The 16,048-nt window shown below is 41.5% G+C and carries 19 protein-coding genes and 1 pseudogene; 13 read left to right on the top strand and 7 right to left on the bottom strand.

Features of this window, described 5'->3' with window-relative positions; genetic code table 11:
* Positions 1 to 32 precede the first annotated feature (32 nt).
* Positions 33 to 332 (bottom strand): annotated as a pseudogene (locus tag MHH54_RS14865) (NifU family protein).
* Positions 333 to 453: 121 nt separating this feature from the next.
* Between MHH54_RS14865 and MHH54_RS14860 the strand changes: the two are divergent.
* Both MHH54_RS14860 and MHH54_RS14855 read left to right on the top strand, forming a co-directional pair.
* Complete coding sequence (locus MHH54_RS14860; protein WP_342500374.1) at positions 454 to 783, top strand: YuzD family protein; 330 nt, start codon at positions 454 to 456, stop codon at positions 781 to 783.
* Positions 784 to 883: 100 nt separating this feature from the next.
* The gene (locus MHH54_RS14855; protein WP_003213664.1) at positions 884 to 1,114 is read left to right on the top strand and encodes a hypothetical protein; all 231 of its coding nucleotides are present in this window, start codon (positions 884 to 886) and stop codon (positions 1,112 to 1,114) included.
* Between the two features lie 50 nt (positions 1,115 to 1,164).
* Here MHH54_RS14855 and MHH54_RS14850 read toward each other — a convergent pair whose 3' ends face one another.
* Positions 1,165 to 2,232, bottom strand: coding sequence for an NAD(P)/FAD-dependent oxidoreductase (locus tag MHH54_RS14850; protein ID WP_003213534.1), 1,068 nt, complete (start codon positions 2,230 to 2,232; stop codon positions 1,165 to 1,167).
* Between the two features lie 255 nt (positions 2,233 to 2,487).
* Between MHH54_RS14850 and MHH54_RS14845 the strand changes: the two genes are divergently transcribed.
* The 3 genes from MHH54_RS14845 (at position 2,488) to erpA (ending at position 4,285) form a co-directional block, all read left to right on the top strand.
* Positions 2,488 to 2,724 (top strand): YuzB family protein, encoded by a 237-nt coding sequence (locus MHH54_RS14845; RefSeq protein ID WP_003213414.1) that lies wholly within the window; start codon positions 2,488 to 2,490, stop codon positions 2,722 to 2,724.
* Positions 2,725 to 2,994: 270 nt separating this feature from the next.
* Entirely contained in the window at positions 2,995 to 3,849 is an 855-nt protein-coding gene (gene dapF / locus MHH54_RS14840) for a diaminopimelate epimerase (RefSeq protein ID WP_050944063.1), read from the top strand.
* 73 nt (positions 3,850 to 3,922) lie between these two features.
* Complete coding sequence (gene erpA, locus MHH54_RS14835; RefSeq protein ID WP_106032242.1) at positions 3,923 to 4,285, top strand: iron-sulfur cluster insertion protein ErpA; 363 nt, start codon at positions 3,923 to 3,925, stop codon at positions 4,283 to 4,285.
* 123 nt (positions 4,286 to 4,408) lie between these two features.
* Here erpA and MHH54_RS14830 read toward each other — a convergent pair whose 3' ends face one another.
* Positions 4,409 to 4,825, bottom strand: a complete 417-nt coding sequence (locus MHH54_RS14830) for a hypothetical protein (protein ID WP_342500373.1) — start codon at positions 4,823 to 4,825, stop codon at positions 4,409 to 4,411.
* A 195-nt stretch (positions 4,826 to 5,020) separates the two neighbouring features.
* Between MHH54_RS14830 and MHH54_RS14825 the strand changes: the two genes are divergently transcribed.
* Positions 5,021 to 5,227 (top strand): hypothetical protein, encoded by a 207-nt coding sequence (locus MHH54_RS14825; RefSeq protein ID WP_044140840.1) that lies wholly within the window; start codon positions 5,021 to 5,023, stop codon positions 5,225 to 5,227.
* Positions 5,228 to 5,273: 46 nt separating this feature from the next.
* Here the strand turns inward: MHH54_RS14825 and yumC are convergent, their stop codons facing one another.
* Entirely contained in the window at positions 5,274 to 6,272 is a 999-nt protein-coding gene (yumC, locus tag MHH54_RS14820) for a ferredoxin--NADP reductase 2 (protein WP_003212844.1), read from the bottom strand.
* Positions 6,273 to 6,663: 391 nt separating this feature from the next.
* Here yumC and MHH54_RS14815 point away from each other — a divergent pair, with 391 nt between their 5' ends.
* The 4 genes from MHH54_RS14815 to MHH54_RS14800 all read left to right on the top strand — a co-directional run bounded on the left by MHH54_RS14815 (position 6,664) and on the right by MHH54_RS14800 (position 9,281).
* Positions 6,664 to 7,881, top strand: coding sequence for an NAD(P)/FAD-dependent oxidoreductase (locus MHH54_RS14815; protein WP_161792789.1), 1,218 nt, complete (start codon positions 6,664 to 6,666; stop codon positions 7,879 to 7,881).
* 128 nt (positions 7,882 to 8,009) lie between these two features.
* The gene (locus MHH54_RS14810; RefSeq protein WP_157957789.1) at positions 8,010 to 8,135 is read left to right on the top strand and encodes a YuiA family protein; all 126 of its coding nucleotides are present in this window, start codon (positions 8,010 to 8,012) and stop codon (positions 8,133 to 8,135) included.
* Positions 8,136 to 8,216: 81 nt separating this feature from the next.
* Entirely contained in the window at positions 8,217 to 8,537 is a 321-nt protein-coding gene (locus MHH54_RS14805) for a YuiB family protein (protein WP_003212933.1), read from the top strand.
* A 99-nt stretch (positions 8,538 to 8,636) separates the two neighbouring features.
* Positions 8,637 to 9,281, top strand: coding sequence for a 3D domain-containing protein (locus MHH54_RS14800; RefSeq protein ID WP_003212854.1), 645 nt, complete (start codon positions 8,637 to 8,639; stop codon positions 9,279 to 9,281).
* A 42-nt stretch (positions 9,282 to 9,323) separates the two neighbouring features.
* Here the strand turns inward: MHH54_RS14800 and MHH54_RS14795 are convergent, their stop codons facing one another.
* The gene (locus MHH54_RS14795) at positions 9,324 to 9,800 is read right to left on the bottom strand and encodes a divergent PAP2 family protein (RefSeq protein ID WP_003212726.1); all 477 of its coding nucleotides are present in this window, start codon (positions 9,798 to 9,800) and stop codon (positions 9,324 to 9,326) included.
* Between the two features lie 325 nt (positions 9,801 to 10,125).
* On the opposite strand from MHH54_RS14795, the gene MHH54_RS14790 reads away from it, so the two are divergent.
* The 3 genes from MHH54_RS14790 (at position 10,126) to MHH54_RS14780 (ending at position 14,022) form a co-directional block, all read left to right on the top strand.
* Positions 10,126 to 11,616 (top strand): leucyl aminopeptidase, encoded by a 1,491-nt coding sequence (locus tag MHH54_RS14790; protein ID WP_003213038.1) that lies wholly within the window; start codon positions 10,126 to 10,128, stop codon positions 11,614 to 11,616.
* Positions 11,617 to 11,757: 141 nt separating this feature from the next.
* Positions 11,758 to 13,086: a Na+/H+ antiporter family protein gene (locus MHH54_RS14785; RefSeq protein ID WP_003212911.1), complete on the top strand. Its 1,329-nt coding sequence runs from the start codon at positions 11,758 to 11,760 to the stop codon at positions 13,084 to 13,086.
* Between the two features lie 159 nt (positions 13,087 to 13,245).
* Positions 13,246 to 14,022, top strand: a complete 777-nt coding sequence (locus tag MHH54_RS14780) for a sporulation protein (RefSeq protein WP_003212856.1) — start codon at positions 13,246 to 13,248, stop codon at positions 14,020 to 14,022.
* 70 nt (positions 14,023 to 14,092) lie between these two features.
* Here the strand turns inward: MHH54_RS14780 and MHH54_RS14775 are convergent, their stop codons facing one another.
* Entirely contained in the window at positions 14,093 to 14,689 is a 597-nt protein-coding gene (locus MHH54_RS14775) for a biotin transporter BioY (protein WP_342500372.1), read from the bottom strand.
* Positions 14,690 to 14,804: 115 nt separating this feature from the next.
* Positions 14,805 to 15,941, bottom strand: coding sequence for an alanine dehydrogenase (gene ald, locus MHH54_RS14770; protein WP_044140831.1), 1,137 nt, complete (start codon positions 15,939 to 15,941; stop codon positions 14,805 to 14,807).
* Positions 15,942 to 16,048 lie beyond the last annotated feature (107 nt).

Raw genomic sequence — 16,048 nt, 5'->3', positions numbered from 1 at the left:
CAAATTCGGGTCGTTTTCATGTCATATATGAATTAGAAAACCTGTTCAACTTCTACAACGCCAGGCACTTCTTCTAATAATGCGCGCTCAATACCGGCTTTCAATGTAATGGTTGAACTTGGGCAGCTGCCGCATGCACCAAGAAGACGTAATTTCACAATGCCATCTTCAATGTCTACAAGCTCACAGTCTCCACCATCACGTAATAGAAATGGACGAAGTTTGTCTAGTACTTCCTGTACTTGGTCTTTCATTTCGACTTCAGTCATTAGATACAATCGCTCCTTTCACAACATATCACCATTATATTCATCTGGACGATAAAAATCTATTGATTGGTTTCAAAGTTTCCTTCTCATTATAGCACAATCTCATCTTGAAACAAAAAGTGATTTTGACTTTTTTCATACAGAAAATTCAGCTAAAATAAAGAAAGAATAGGGGGCTTGTCAAATGAATCAAACCGTCGATCTTTATGTATATGGAAGAGATGTACTTTGCGCTAGCTGCGTGAATCTGCCTTCATCAAAAGACACATTTGAGTGGTTAGATGCAGCGTTAAAACGAAAATATCCGAATCAGCCGTTTCGCATCACATATATTGATATTGCGCACCCACCAGAAAACGAACACCAAAAGGAATTGTCTGAACGAATTCTTGATGATGAATTCTTTTATCCGCTTGTCTTAGTGGAGGATCAAATTGTCGGAGAGGGCAATCCAAAATTAAAAGACATTTATCAAGAAATGGAGAAATACGGTTACACGGAGAGCAGTGAATAAACTGTTCTTTTTTTGAGAAAATAAACAGAACAAACGTTCCTTTTCGGGTTGAAAAAGAACGTTTGTTCGATTATAATGAAATGAAAGGAGCGTGAGCATCATGAATTATTTACTGAAACAATCTCTTCAACAGCAAATACCAATTGAGATGATTTATATGAAGAAAAACGGAGAGTGCACGAAGCGTAAAATCATTGTCCACCGTCAAACAGACCAGCTCATCCAAGCGTATTGTTTATCAAAAAAGACGATGAGAACGTTTCGTAAAGACTGCATCCTTGCCCTTGCTCCGATCAAATGGACCCGTTCATCGGCACATGCCGTTTCATAGAAAAAAGCTCCCTCGACGAGAAGGAGCTTTGAGATAAAATTCACATGATGTTAGCCATTGTGATGCTTATACATCCAAAGGAGTCCGGATTTTAGAAGTCTTGGTACACGGCCAATAAGTGGACGATCTGCTACTAAGCCAAAGCCGGCTTTTTTCCCTAAAGAGCCTAAGACACCTTTTAGCTTAAACTGAGGATAAGCCTCAGGAAGCGGCTCGTTTTTCCAGCGTTTTTGCAGAGATTGGACAATTTGTTCTGCCTGCGCCTCGGCAAGCTGTGCACTTGGGGCATGCGGAAGACTTGCGCAATCACCCACGACATAGACGTGCTCATTTCCAGGGAGATTGTGATGAGGTGTTAATACGACGCGGCCTTGTGCGTCTTTTTCAACATCCATCTCCCGTACCACTTTGCTTGGCTGAATGCCTGCTGTCCATACGATGACCTCTGCTTCAATGGCGTCATCATGGTTGTAAACAACACCTTCTTCAACCTTCGTAATATTGGCACAGTTAATGATCTTTACGTCATTTTCTTCAAACCACTTTTGCACATATAAACTTAATCTTTTTGGGAAGCTTGATAGAATCAGCTCTCCGCGGTCAAAAAGAATAATGTTTAAATCAGCACGGCTTTCTCTTAATTCACTGGCTAGCTCTACCCCGCTAAGTCCAGCACCGACGATACCAACCGTTGCACCTGCACCCAAATTGTTTAATTTGTTATACGTATGTCTTGACTGATCAATGGTTTGAATACTGTATGTATGTTCTTTCGCACCAGGGACATTATGATACTTGTCCTCACAGCCGAGTCCAATCACCGTGTCGTCATAAGGAATGGGTTCACGGTCGCTGAATAAGATCTGTTTGTTTTCAATATCAATTTTTTCTACTTCCCCATATTGAATATCCAGCTTCGGATGCTCTGGAAAAGATACTCGAATGTGATGATCAGAGATCGTTCCAGCAGCGAGTGCATAATATTCTGTTTTTAAACAGTGGTAAGGATTTCGATCAATTAATGTGATAGTAACATCATCAGGTAATTGATTTGGCAATAAGCGGTGGAGAACCCGCATATTCCCGTAACCTCCGCCGATCAAGACTAAATTTTTCATGACGATTCTCCTTTTCCCCGTAGACATTGAAAAACACTTATACTAAAAAACTTTAAGTTAAAATACCAAATAAAATTATATCGAATTTACTGTGAAACCACAATAATTGTTTCAAAATAACCTACATATTCATTAGTTAGTCCTAAATAGTAAAACATTTTACGAGGAATAGGCGTAACGATACAGGTGAAGCTCATGTTTTGACTAATAGAAGGAATTTCGGTAGGATGGTAAAGCAATGTGAGGTGAAGCAAAGTGTTCCCACTGATCGAATTTTGTGTAAGTAATCTTGCACAAGGGTCTCAAGAAGCAAAAGAGAAGCTTGATAAAGACCCAAACCTAGACGTTATGGAATACGGCTGTTTAAGCTACTGCGGCAAATGTATGGACTCCCCATTTGCACTCGTGAATGGAGAATTTGTTTCCGGAGAAAATGCAGAGCAGCTAGTTGAGCGTATTTATGCTTTTATAGAGGAAAATGAGATGTTTTAAATGCACCACATGGGTCATGAGGTGCATTTTTTTCATATTTTAAGTTTCCATTTTTAAGGAGAATGAATAGAAAGCGCATCCAATATGTTATGCTAATAAAATATCATTAAAATGAAGCATCACACGAGAGAAAATGAGGCATATGCATAATAAAAGCCCCTTGCCATGGCAGCAAAGAGCTTTTATGTATGAAAAACGGGGGATGATAAGATTGTCTCCTGAATCGACTCCTTTTATACTATAAAGAAACAACATTTTTGGAGGAAGCTCATGACATCATTTCAATTCACGAAAATGCATGGATTAGGAAATAATTATATTTACGTCAATCAGATGAAGGAACAGCTTCCAGAAGAGCAGCTATCAGAGATAGCGATCCAGGTTTCTTCTGTTTATACAGGAATCGGTTCAGACGGAATGATCCTTATTTGCCCATCAGATGTTGCACCTGTGAAAATGCGTATTTTCAACAATGATGGATCAGAGGGAAAAAACTGCGGCAACGGTCTGCGCTGCGTCGCAAAATATGTGTATGAGCATCAAATCGTAACTGACACAACGTTCCAGATTGAGACATTGTCAGGACTCGTTGAAGCGACCGTTCATGTACAGGATGATCACGTTCATTTAGTAACAGTAGATATGGGGAAACCTCGTTTTGAAAAAGAAGCGATGCCGATGCTAGGTGAACCAACAAGCACTACGATTAATGAACCGCTTGATTTTGGCACGACAACCTTAAATGGAACGGCCGTTTCAATGGGAAACCCGCACATCGTGTTTTATTTAGTGGACATTGAAAAAGCACCGCTTGATACACTTGGGCCAATCATCGAAAAACACGACATGTTCCCAGAAGGCGTCAATGTAGAATTTGTAGAAGTGGTTAGTGAAACAGAACTGCATTTTCGTGTGTGGGAAAGAGGGTCTGGCATTACTCAAGCCTGCGGAACGGGAGCTTGCGCGGCTGCCGTATCCACGATTGTGAATGGACAGGCGAAAAAGGAAACAGACATGACGGTTCACTTAGCAGGCGGAGATCTCATCATTCGCTGGAAAGACAACGACCATGTGCTCATGACAGGGCCTGCTGAAACGATTTGTGACGGCACATTTTATCTGTAAACCATTTATTTGAGAAAAGGCACCATCACGTTTATAATTGAAAAGAAACATCCAGTCAAAAGGAGGGATGATCATGAGTACACCAGTAACCATTACAGAAGCTGCTGCACTGCAGATTAAAGATATGATGAAAGAACATGAAGAAGAAAATGCGTTCCTACGAGTTGGCGTAAAAGGCGGCGGCTGTAGCGGTCTTTCATACGGAATGGGCTTTGACCATGAAGTTTCAGAGAAAGACACGCAGTTCGAACAGCAAGGCATCCAGGTCCTTGTCGACTCCGAAAGCCTTGATATCATGAACGGCACTATCATTGATTTCAAACAATCACTAATGGGCGGCGGTTTCACCATCGACAATCCGAATGCGATTGCTTCATGCGGATGTGGTTCTTCTTTCAGAACAGCCACGAATACCGGTACGCCGGAAGATTGCTAACAACTGATCGTTGATTAAGATAAGCCTTCTTTTTCGTTTGTTTTTGTAAACAACACGATCGAGGAGGCTTTTTTATTGAGGAAAATCAACCATAAAAAGAGACACTCACCCATTGTCTCTTTCTCATATTGCTTCTTCTATTTTCAACAGCTCTTTATCCAAGACATCCACCAGCTCTTGGGTGCTAAACATATAGATCACCATTTCTTTATTGCCATCTTCCACATGGACTTCAATCACAATTTTAATATTTGCTGGTTTTTCATGATACATTACTTCAAAAGTACCCACTTTTTTCGTTTCATTGTTTTTATTCATTTTTTGGACTTTAGAGAGTATCTGTTTGATTTCTTGATCACTCAAACCAGAATCTAAAATTGAAGTGGACACATGCTTTAAAAAAGGTTCTAGTTGATCAACATCAATATTCAGTCCTGCTGCGAACTGCGCATAATGTTTGTTATAGTCTTTTGCAAACAGCTCAACTGAGCCACCAATCATCAGTAACAAGATCAAACTGATCATGAAACGCTTTAACATCTTTCCACCTATCCTTCATTATGATCTTCTTCTTTTCCTATATCGGTTGATCACATAAAACCTTCATTCTCTCTTCAACAATTTATAAATCGCTCAATTTTGTTACAGCTTGCTCTCACAACTGGCTATTTCCACCCGAAAAGAGTATCATGAGAACCAAACATAAACTGTAGGTAGAAAAGAGGTTGCTAAGGTTTGAGTGAACAAATCAATTGCAGGAACTGTCATGAACTGATTCCGTATCGGTCCAAAACGTGTCCAGCTTGCGGGATTGAGAAGCCGCTTCCGAAAAAGGAACGTGTGAAGGATCGGGTGATTTTGGTTGTGGCAGGGATTGTTGTGGTGCTGCTTGCTGCAATGGTACTTGGAATGGCGAATGCCTATATTGGGATTTTTAAATAAACGAAAAAGGAGTTCCGCTAGTGGGAACTCCTTTTTTTGATTTCGCTTATTTGTTTTCAAATAAGCTTGTGGAATGAAGAGGCTGTACACGGGCTTTCGGGTCCATGTAGGCTTTCGCATTGTTGACAGCCGTTGGTGCTTCACCAAATCCGCTGGCAATCAATTTGACTTTTCCTTCATACGTACAAATGTCTCCTGCCGCATAGAAGCCTTCGATGTTTGTTTCCATTGTGGATTTCACGACGATCGAGTTCTTTTCGATTTCAAGACCCCATTGCTTAATTGGCCCAAGAGAGGAAACAAAACCGAAGTTGACGATCACGTCGTCCACATCAAGCACTTGTTTTTTGTCGCCTTTGACTTCTTCTAGCACAATCTGTTCAATGCGGTCTTCACCAATGAGCTCGGTTGGAACAAATGGCGTCACGACATTGACTTTCGAATTGTGCAGGTTTTCTACACTGTGCTCATGCGCACGGAATTTATCGCGGCGGTGAATAATGGAAACCTCTTTTGCGATAGGTTCAAGCATCAGTGCCCAGTCCACCGCAGAGTCTCCGCCGCCAAGAACAGCGACACGTCTGCCAGCAAATTGATTCAAATCATTAATGAAGTAATGCAGGTTGCTTCCTTCAAATGATTCTGCTGCATCTAGTTCAAGCTTTCTCGGTTGGAATGCACCGTTACCAGCTGTGATGATGATCGTTTTAGAATAATGAACCTCTTGATTTGTCACAAGTTTAAAGATACCATCTGCCTGTTTTTCAACTGTTTCAACTGCTTGCTCTAAGCAAATGGTTTGATCAAATTTATCCATTTGTTCCTTTAAGTTATCAATTAATTCTTGTGCGCGGATTTTTGGAAAACCAGCCACATCATAAATGTATTTTTCAGGGTAAAGAGCGGATAATTGACCGCCGAGCTGAGGAAGGCTTTCAATGATTTTCACACTTGCCTGTCTCATGCCACCGTAAAACGCAGTAAACAATCCTACTGGGCCGCCCCCGATAACGGTAATGTCATATACCTTAGAATCTTCTTGCATTCCTTTAATCCTCCCAAATGAAAATTGTTATCACTATATCATATCATACCACACATCGTCGTTTGACTTGTTTTGAAAAACTTGTCGTTTTTTGATGTCGAAGCTTTGAAAAAGAGGAAAAAGTGAGAAAGACCGTTTATCATAAGGATTTTCAGTTTAAAGCCTTGAAAATTGAATCAGAACTCGCTATTATTGTTAAGGGAACTAAATATTAATTTTTTATGAATTTTTGTCGGATACGGTCAAATGCTTTCGTTTTATGTAGGTGAAAGTTCAGATTTTCACATACTTATTTTTTTGTTTAAATTTCATAAAATGCCGCAAAGCGGTTGAGAATAACGATATGTAATTCTTTATCCGTTTTACAGCAAATTTAAAAAAGGTGGATGTGATTCCAGTGAATAAACCGAAAATCGTTGTATTAGGTGCAGGTTATGGCGGATTAATGACTGTAACAAGATTAACAAAACAGCTTGGCACAAATGATGCGGACATTACTCTTGTGAACAAGCATAATTATCATTACGAAACAACATGGTTACATGAAGCAAGTGCAGGTACACTTCATCATGACCGCTGTCGTTATCAAATCAAAGATGTGATTAACAGTTCCCGTGTCAACTTTGTACAAGCAACAGTTGAAAGCATTAATAAGGAAGAGAAGAAAGTCGTGACATCAGATGGCGAACTTTCTTACGACTACCTTGTTGTTGCGCTTGGTGCTGTTCCTGAAACATTTGGTATTGCAGGACTGAAAGAATACGCATTCTCAATCTCTAACATCAACTCTGCTCGTCAGCTTCGTGAGCATATTGAGCTTCAATTTGCGACGTATAATACGGAAGCTGAAAAACGTCCAGAGCGCTTGACAATCGTTGTCGGCGGTGCGGGCTTTACAGGTATTGAGTTCCTTGGTGAGCTTGGAAACCGTGTGCCTGAGCTTTGCAAAGAGTATGATATTGATCAAAAAGATGTGCGCATCATCTGTGTAGAAGCTGCACCAACAGCTCTTCCAGGATTCGATCCTGCATTGATCGACTATGCAATGAACTACCTTCAAGGTAAAGGCGTTGAGTTCAAAATTGGTACAGCGATCAAAGAATGTACGCCAGAAGGCATCATTGTTGGAAAAGACGATGATACTGAAGAAATCAAAGCTGAAACTGTTGTTTGGGCTGCTGGTGTACGCGGTAACCCAATCGTTGAAGAAGCTGGATTTGAAAACATGCGCGGACGCGTAAAAGTATCTCCAGATCTTCGTGTACCAGAAAATGATGATGTATTCATCATCGGTGACTGTTCATTGATCATCAATGAAGAAATCAACCGTCCATACCCACCAACTGCACAAATCGCTATGCAGCAAGGTGAAACAGTAGCGAAAAACCTTGCAGCACTAGTGAAAGGTGGTTCTCTTGAAAGCTTTAAGCCAGACATCAAAGGAACAGTTGCTTCACTTGGTGAACACGACGCTGTAGGTGTTGCGTTTGGTAAAAAACTTCAAGGAACAAAAGCTTCAGCAATGAAGAAAATCATCGACAACCGCTCTTTATTCATGGTTGGCGGACCAGGACTTGTTCTGAAAAAAGGAAAATTCAAGTTCTTCTAAACCGATATAGACAAAAACGTGTATCCTCGTGATACACGTTTTTTTTGACATATTTTCTTACTTGGTTATCGGCAGTAAAGTATGGTATGATAAATTATCAGAAAATTTAGATTAAGGGAGTGAGCAATATGAATGCACATACAAAAGAAAAGAAGTCCACCTGTCAATATTGTTCGGGGAAAGGATATTTTCAGCTATTGCTCGGCGGATCTGAAACATGTGAGGAATGTAAAGGGACAGGAAAGAAGCTTTAATCCATCTGCTTTTTCCATTGATTGACTTCATCTCTATTTCCAAGTTAAACTAATGATGGGATATTTGGGGGTGGAGATGAAGTGATCAGTTTACCAGTCGTTATTATTTCCGTTATTTTATTTTTCGTGTTATTCTTCGGCATTGGCTTTTTGCTCAATATGCTGCTGAGAATGTCATGGATTATGGCTATTTTATATCCAATTGTATGCCTTTTCATTATCAACAATCAAAAGATGATTGCTTATGTCAGAGAACCGGGCATCGCTTTTTCAGGAATAGGGGACCGCATTGTCTCTCTCGCAGCGGCTGATATCATTATTTTGTTAAGCGGTCTGATTGGTGCAATTGCATCAGGTTTTGTCATTAATGCACTTCGAAAAAGAGGGTATCAAATGTTTTAACTCACTTGTAGATAGGCAAGTGGGTTTTTTTGTTTCTCCTTTGCATAGTTTCCATTTTGTTTGGAAACAAATAGATGGGTAGAGGAGTGACAAATAAAGATGAAAACATGGATGAAACGATTGTTCATGACAGCCCTTTTTATGCTTGCTCTTTTGACAAGCTTTACGGGCATATCTGGAGTTGAACCAAGTGATGTAGCTGCCTGGGTGAAAGAGACTGATCCTGGCAAGCAAGTATCTTCTTTTTTCCAACAGCAAAAAAGAGAAACGATGGCACTCAAAAGTGATGACTTGCGGGCTATTTCTCTCGAAGAAGCGTTCAATTGGAACGATTACCCGAAGCAAAAGGTTGTCGCCACAGGCTATACAGCAGGTGTGGAATCAACAGGTAAAACGAAGGAACACCATGCATATGGCATTACATATTCAGGCGTCAAAGTGAAACGTGATTTATATTCAACTGTGGCTGCGGACCCATCAGTCTTTCCGATTGGAACAGTGCTCTTTATCCCAAACTATGGCTACGGAGTGGTCGCAGATACGGGAAAAGCCATTAAAGGTCATAAGCTTGATTTATACTATGAAACCGTAGATGATGTGTATAGAGAATGGGGTAAAAAAGTGCTCGATGTGTATATCATTAAAAAGGGCGAAGGAACGTTAACGGAAAAAGACTTAAACCAGCTTAATGAAGCAAAATCAATGCAAGTATTCCGTCAGCAGTTTCAAGCCAATAAAGAATAAAAAAGCTTTGGACAAGTTTTAGGTCCAAAGCTTTTTTCGCTTCTACATGAAGTAATAATCTAAGATAAGTGTCAGCAAGATCCCTGTTAAGCCGCCAAAGAAAACTTCAATCGGCTTATGACCAAGAAGCTCTTTCAATTTCTTTTGCTTTTCTTTTTCTTCCGCACTCGGGAAATTCTTTGCTTCAGAAACAAATCGGTTAAAATCTGTTACCAGCTTGTTCAGTACAGTTGCCTGTTCTCCTGCCTGTCTGCGCACACCTGTCGCATCGAACATGGTAATAATCGCAAAGATGGCGGAAATCGCAAAGATTGATGTATTTAGCCCGTGCTCTAAAGCCACTGCTGTTGAGAGTGCTGTTACGGCTGCGGAGTGTGAACTTGGCATTCCGCCTGTGCTTGTAATGAGCGACCAATCTAGTCGTCTAGAAATGATAAATTGAATCGGTACTTTTACAAATTGAGCAAAAAAGATGGCTGCAAGGCTGGCAAGCAGCGGAAAATTCGTCAGTACGCTCATGAACAAGAAACATCCTCTCTGTAAGAAAAAATATCGTGCAAAATGGTGGACTGTGTACCCTAGTATGATGAAAAAATGATAGCAGATTCAAATGCTGCCAAGTCCATGTTCAATTATAACATTAAAGAAAGTAGATGTGGAACGAGGAGACGCGGACGGGCTGTACAAGTTTTCATCGCTTTTTCATGATGCCCTTCCGCGTGTGAAAATATAAATGTTCATCAAGTAAAGACAGACTGGCAATGATCGTATAGACCCGCAAATTTTGATATAATAGAAGTTCCAATGTGAAAAATGGAGTTCATTGAAGGAGCGTGTGATAAATATGTTTTTCTCGACAAATGAATGGCAACATAAAGATACACTGGCGATCGGACTTTTTCAAAAGAGCCAATTATCAGGAAAAGCAAAGGAAATGGATGAATTACTTGAAGGACGAATCACTGAATTATTAAAAGAAGGCGATATTTCATCTAAACGAAATCAGCTTTCGAAGTTTTTCCCATCCCCTGAAACAGGCATCAAACGCATTTATTTTGTCGGGCTTGGGAAGGAATCAGATTACACGTTTGAAGAGGCAAAAGAAGGATTTGCCCATTTATTTAAAAAGCTTCATCAAGATAAAAAGCAAGCGGTTTCGGTCTTTCTGGACACGTTTATTGGAAAGGATCTGCCTGCCCAAGATGCAGCCCATGCCCTTTCTGAAAGCTGCCTTTTAGCTACATATGAATTACAAGATTTTAAACATAAAACAAATGAGCCGGATCGCTTCATCGAATTTGTTTATGCAATGACGGATCATGATACGACTGAAATTCAGGCAAGTCTGAAAGTGGGCGAGGTCTACGGACAGTCCGTCAATTCGGCTCGTACCCTTGTGAATATGCCGCCGAACATGCTCACATCCTCTGATCTGGCTTCGTACGCGGCAGAGCTTGCGTATAAATACGAATTTGAGATTGAAATTTTAGATAAAGAACAAATGGAAGAGCTCGGGATGGGCGGGATTCTAGCTGTCAATAGAGGCTCAACAGAACCACCAAAGCTCATCGTTCTGAAATATCAAGGCAAGGAAGAATGGACGGACGTGATTGGGCTTGTCGGTAAAGGCATCACATATGATACTGGTGGCTATTCGTTAAAGCCAAGAGCCAGTATGGTTGGGATGAAAACTGATATGGGCGGCTCAGCCTCTGTTTTAGGTGCTATGGAAATCATCGGTGAACTGCGCCCAGAGCAAAATGTCATTGCTGTCATTGCCTCGACAGACAATATGATCTCGGCTGACGCTATGAAGCCGGATGACGTCATTGTGTCGCTTAGCGGTAAAACAATCGAAGTGCTGAATACGGATGCAGAAGGCCGTCTTGTTTTAGCAGATGGGGTGACATATGCGAAGCAGCACGGTGCCTCTGTTCTTGTAGACGTGGCGACATTAACAGGCGGAGTCATTGTGGCACTTGGAAATGAGACAACAGGCGTCATGACAAATAACGATGAACTGTATGCCCAGTTTAAAGAGGCATCAGAAGAATGCGGTGAAATGATTTGGCAGCTGCCAATCACTGAAAAAGATAAAAAGCGCGTACGAAACAGCAAAATGGCAGATCTCAATAACTCACCAGGACGTGATGGACATGCGATCATGGCAGGAGCTTTCATCGGTGAATTTGCTGAGGATACGCCTTGGGTTCACTTGGATATTGCAGGAACAGCCACAACAGAAAAGCCTTCATGCTTTGGGCCAACAGGGGCGACAGGTGTGATGGTACGGTCATTGGCCACATTTGTGGAACGATTTGAAGGAAAGAAATAAAGGATGAGGCTCTGCCAAATGGCAGGGCCTTTTTTATGTAGGTCAAACGCCATTTGACGTAGTATTTTTTCTATGGTAACATACGTTGGTACTTTAATTATCTACTACATTAGTAAACTAAAGGATTTCGGGGGTTTCACCATGAATGCAGTTGTTTTAGCGGTTGTTTTAATGTTGATATTAAGCTTGCTGCGGGTCAATGTCGTGATTGCGCTGGCACTTGGTGCTTTAGCTGGCGGACTTGCAGGTGGATTAGGCCTGGGAGGAACAGTGGAAGCCTTTACTGACGGGCTCGGAGGAAATGCGACAGTGGCGATTAGTTATGCGCTTTTAGGGGCATTTGCTGCGGCGCTGACAAAAACGGGTCTTCCAGATGCCATGGTTGAAGGAGCAGTGAAGCTTTTAGGAAAAGAAGGCGACTCAAGAAGAAAAACATTATCAAAAGTACTGATCATTCTTGTGATTTTGATCGTATCTTGTTTTTCACAAAACGTCGTTCCTGTTCATATTGCCTTTATTCCAGTCTTAATTCCGCCATTATTAAAAGTGTTTAACGAGCTTCAAATTGACCGTAGACTGCTAGCGTGTGTCATGACCTTCGGACTCACTGCACCATATATTTTACTTCCAGTCGGTTTTGGACAGATTTTCCACGGAATGCTCCGTGACAATATGAAGGATGCAGGTCTAGCTGTGAATTTAGCAGATATTCCATATGCCATGCTGATCCCTGTTGGGGGGATGGTACTAGGATTGATCGTCTCTCTATTCATGTATCGTAAGCCAAAAGTATATGAGGATCGCGATATTACAGATGTAGAGAAATCAGCCTATACGACAAAAAGTCTATTCTTTGCCGGTCTTGCCATTCTCGTGTCCTTGATTGTCCAGCTTTATCTGTCTCAAAGCCTTGGCGTGGAAGGAATGATCTTCGGTGCACTTGCAGGACTGCTTGTCTTGTTTGTAACCGGAATGATGAAACGCGATGAAGCAGATCAACTGATTACATCTGGAATGAACATGATGGCATTTATCGGTTTTGTCATGCTTGTTGCGGCTGGATTTGCCAACGTTTTAACCAAAACAGGAGACATTGAAACGCTTGTTAAAGCATCTTCTCAATTTATCGGCAACAGCCAAAGTCTCGCGGCCATTTTAATGCTGCTTGTGGGTCTGCTTGTGACAATGGGGATCGGATCATCATTTGCCACGATTCCGATTATTACGACCATCTTTGTTCCACTTTGTTTACACCTTGGATTTAGTCCAATGGCGACCATTGCCATTATTGGTTCAGCTGCGGCTGTTGGGGATGCAGGTTCACCTGCAAGTGACAGTACGCTTGGACCGACATCTGGATTGAACATGGATGGACAGCATCACCACATTTGGGGTACATGTGTCCCGACTTTTATCTATTATAATATCCCGCTTGTTCTATTCGGCTGGCTTGCAGCGATTATCCTGTAAGATGAAAAGCTTGTAGAGAAAACGATGATGTTTTTTCTATAAGCTTTTTTGTTGTTCACAAGCGAAAAAATAATTAGGACTAAAGTATGAATTAAATGAATCTTTCTTCCTCTATCTTACGTATATATGCTGATAAAAACGAAAAGGGGAAGATGAGAGATGTCATTTTTTAAAAAGCTAGCGGCAAGTGCAGGGATTGGTGCGGCAAAGGTAGATACCATTTTGGAGAAAAACACTTATTATCCTGGACAAGAGGTAAGGGGAACTGTCCATGCAAAAGGCGGGAAAATCTCTCAGGACATCCGCTATATCAATGTCAAGATTGAAACACAGTATGTGATTGTGAAAGATGATGAAGAGCGTAGAAAATATGCGAACATCTATACTTTACGGGTGACGGATTCTTTTACCATCCAGCCTGGCGAAAAGCATGAATTTCCGTTCTCATTTATTCTTCCTATTGATACCCCGATGACGATCGGAAAAGTAGAAATTGCCGTAGAGACGGACCTTGATATCCAAGGCGGAATTGATAAATCGGACTATGATCGCATTTTCGTTGAAGCACATCCTTGGGTGAAAAATGTGCTAGAAGCCACTAGAAATCTTGGCTTCCACTTGAACGAAGCAGACTGTGAACAAGCACCTTACTTCCAGCGTCGTCTTCCATTTGTTCAAGAATTTGAGTTTATTCCGACATCAGATGACTATCGTTATATGCTTGATGAATTAGAGCTGATTTTTCTGATAGATGAAGGTGGATTAGACATTGTTTTCGAAGTCGACCGCAGAGCAAGAGGACTCAGAGGGTGGCTTGAGGAGATGTATCATGATGGAGAACAGCTTGTGCGCTACCGCTTCAGTCCATCAGATCTTGAAGATGTAGAAGTGCTTGAAGGGATGCTAGAAGGAATCATCGACCAATACGCTGAATAAATGATGAAAAAAGAGCCTAAATGAAGATAGGCTCTTTTCTCTATGTTCAACTTGTAGATGATGTCTGCACTTATGATGCGGCTTGTTGTTTTCGAAAGGACGTGGCTTTTGAAACAGAGCGATAAATTTTAGGTGCCAGCATCGCAAGTAATATCGTCAATGCGTAATCTTTCACCATAAACCAGATCATAAAGAACCACGTGGTTTGATAAGAAATCGGGGCATTCAGCCACACATTTAATGCGAGGTACGTATAAGTCGTTCCGATCACATACATGACGGTCGTACCTGCAATAGCTGCAAGTAAAAAGCGGCCAAATCCAGGATGTTTTCTTTTTTCTAAAATGAATCCAGCTAGCCAGGCAGCAGGAATATACGATAAGACAAAACCACCGCTTTTGCCTAAAATCACCCCAAAGCCTGCTGAAAACTGTGCGAATACAGGTGCGCCAGCAATTCCGACCAAGGCATATACAATCATCGCTAAAGCACCAAGCCGTCTGCCGAGCAAAAGACCAGCAAGTACACAAAAAAATGGCTGCATCGTAAGTGGAATTCCGCCGACTTGTAAAAACGGCACAATGGATGTGATATTCGCTCCAATCGCCATGAGTGCAGCAAACATTCCGACTAGCACAAAATCAGCGGTTCTTGTTTTCTGTTGCATGATGTTTCCCCCTGTCTTATCTGTACAAATAGATTAAGGGGATGAAGGTTATTTGTCAACCTGTTTTTAATATTGGTTAACAATAAAACCCGCCCATCAAAAGGGCGGGTCTGTATTAAGCTTCTGTCATAGAAGACGCATCGATCGCTTGATGAACAGGTACATAATCATAGCCGAGATCACGAGCGACGGCTTCATAAGTGATATGTCCGTTCATGACATTGACACCTTCTGCAATGGCTTTGTTTTCTTGAATGGCCTTTGCAGCGCCTTTATGAGCAATTTGCAGTGCGTATGGAACGGTGACATTCGTTAAAGCAACAGTCGATGTCCGTGGAACGGCTCCAGGCATATTGGCGACAGCATAATGTAAAATACCGTGTTTTTCATAAGTAGGCTGATCATGTGTTGTGATATGATCGATTGTTTCGACAATGCCGCCTTGGTCAATGGCTACGTCTACGATGACGGAACCAGGCTTCATTTGCTTCACCATTTCTTCCGTCACAAGCGTCGGCGCTTTGGCACCTGGGATCAGCACCGCACAAATGAGAAGGTCTGCCTCGCTGACTGAATCGGCGATGTTGACAGGGTTAGACATTAACGTTTTCATTTGATGACCAAATTGATCGTCCAGCTGACGTAAGCGTTCTGCGTTTACGTCAATCAGAGTGACATCTGCGCCAAGTCCAATCGCCATTTTCGCTGCGTTTGTTCCAACAACACCGCCGCCTATAATCGTGACCTTCCCTCTTGATACCCCTGGTACGCCTGCGAGCAAGATGCCTTTACCGCCTTTTGGCTTTTCTAAAAATTGTGCACCGATTTGGGCGGCCATTCTGCCTGCCACCTCAGACATAGGTGTTAAGAGAGGGAGTGATTTTCCGTCCGTTACTGTTTCATAAGCAATAGCTGTAACGCCTTTTTGTTTTAACGCTTCAGCCAAGGAGGGCTCTGCGGCAAGATGCAGGTACGTAAATAAGATGAGTCCTTCTCTGAAATATGAATATTCCTCAGGTAATGGTTCTTTTACCTTCATGATCATATCAGAAGATGCCCACACATCTTTCGCTTGATCAAGAATTTCTGCACCAACAGATACATAATCGTCATCAGTGAATCCGCTTCCAAAACCAGCGTTTGTTTCAATCAAAATCTGATGTCCAGCTGAAAGTAATTGAGAAGCTGCTCCTGGTGTTAATGCCACTCGGTTTTCATTGTTCTTAATCTCTTTCGGAATGCCGATGATCATGTTTATTCCTCCCATGCTTATCTATTCATATTGTATGTCTAGTGTATCCTGAATGTTTAAAAAATGCTTCGGTTGAAATAAAAAATAAAAAAACGCCTCTTTGTGAA

It is taken from the genome of Bacillus sp. FSL K6-4563 (assembly GCF_038630405.1).
In the GTDB taxonomy this organism is placed as follows: Bacteria; Bacillota; Bacilli; order Bacillales; family Bacillaceae; genus Bacillus; species Bacillus pumilus.
The sequence above is the reverse complement of the archived record's forward strand: the minus strand, read 5'-3'. Positions and strand labels throughout refer to the sequence as shown.

Bases quoted from the DNA above. Each gene is read 5' to 3' on its own strand.
- MHH54_RS14810 (WP_157957789.1), top strand. From the start codon at position 8,010: ATGAATGCACATACAAAAGAAAAGAAGTCCACCTGTCAATATTGTTCG.
- MHH54_RS14800 (WP_003212854.1), top strand. From the start codon at position 8,637: ATGAAAACATGGATGAAACGATTGTTCATGACAGCCCTTTTTATGCTT.
- MHH54_RS14795 (WP_003212726.1), bottom strand. From the start codon at position 9,800: ATGAGCGTACTGACGAATTTTCCGCTGCTTGCCAGCCTTGCAGCCATC.
- MHH54_RS14775 (WP_342500372.1), bottom strand. From the start codon at position 14,689: ATGCAACAGAAAACAAGAACCGCTGATTTTGTGCTAGTCGGAATGTTT.
- MHH54_RS14830 (WP_342500373.1), bottom strand. From the start codon at position 4,825: ATGTTAAAGCGTTTCATGATCAGTTTGATCTTGTTACTGATGATTGGT.
- yumC (WP_003212844.1), bottom strand. From the start codon at position 6,272: ATGCAAGAAGATTCTAAGGTATATGACATTACCGTTATCGGGGGCGGC.
- MHH54_RS14790 (WP_003213038.1), top strand. From the start codon at position 10,126: ATGTTTTTCTCGACAAATGAATGGCAACATAAAGATACACTGGCGATC.
- dapF (WP_050944063.1), top strand. From the start codon at position 2,995: ATGACATCATTTCAATTCACGAAAATGCATGGATTAGGAAATAATTAT.
- MHH54_RS14855 (WP_003213664.1), top strand. From the start codon at position 884: ATGAATTATTTACTGAAACAATCTCTTCAACAGCAAATACCAATTGAG.
- MHH54_RS14860 (WP_342500374.1), top strand. From the start codon at position 454: ATGAATCAAACCGTCGATCTTTATGTATATGGAAGAGATGTACTTTGC.
- MHH54_RS14850 (WP_003213534.1), bottom strand. From the start codon at position 2,232: ATGAAAAATTTAGTCTTGATCGGCGGAGGTTACGGGAATATGCGGGTT.
- erpA (WP_106032242.1), top strand. From the start codon at position 3,923: ATGAGTACACCAGTAACCATTACAGAAGCTGCTGCACTGCAGATTAAA.
- MHH54_RS14785 (WP_003212911.1), top strand. From the start codon at position 11,758: ATGAATGCAGTTGTTTTAGCGGTTGTTTTAATGTTGATATTAAGCTTG.
- ald (WP_044140831.1), bottom strand. From the start codon at position 15,941: ATGATCATCGGCATTCCGAAAGAGATTAAGAACAATGAAAACCGAGTG.
- MHH54_RS14780 (WP_003212856.1), top strand. From the start codon at position 13,246: ATGTCATTTTTTAAAAAGCTAGCGGCAAGTGCAGGGATTGGTGCGGCA.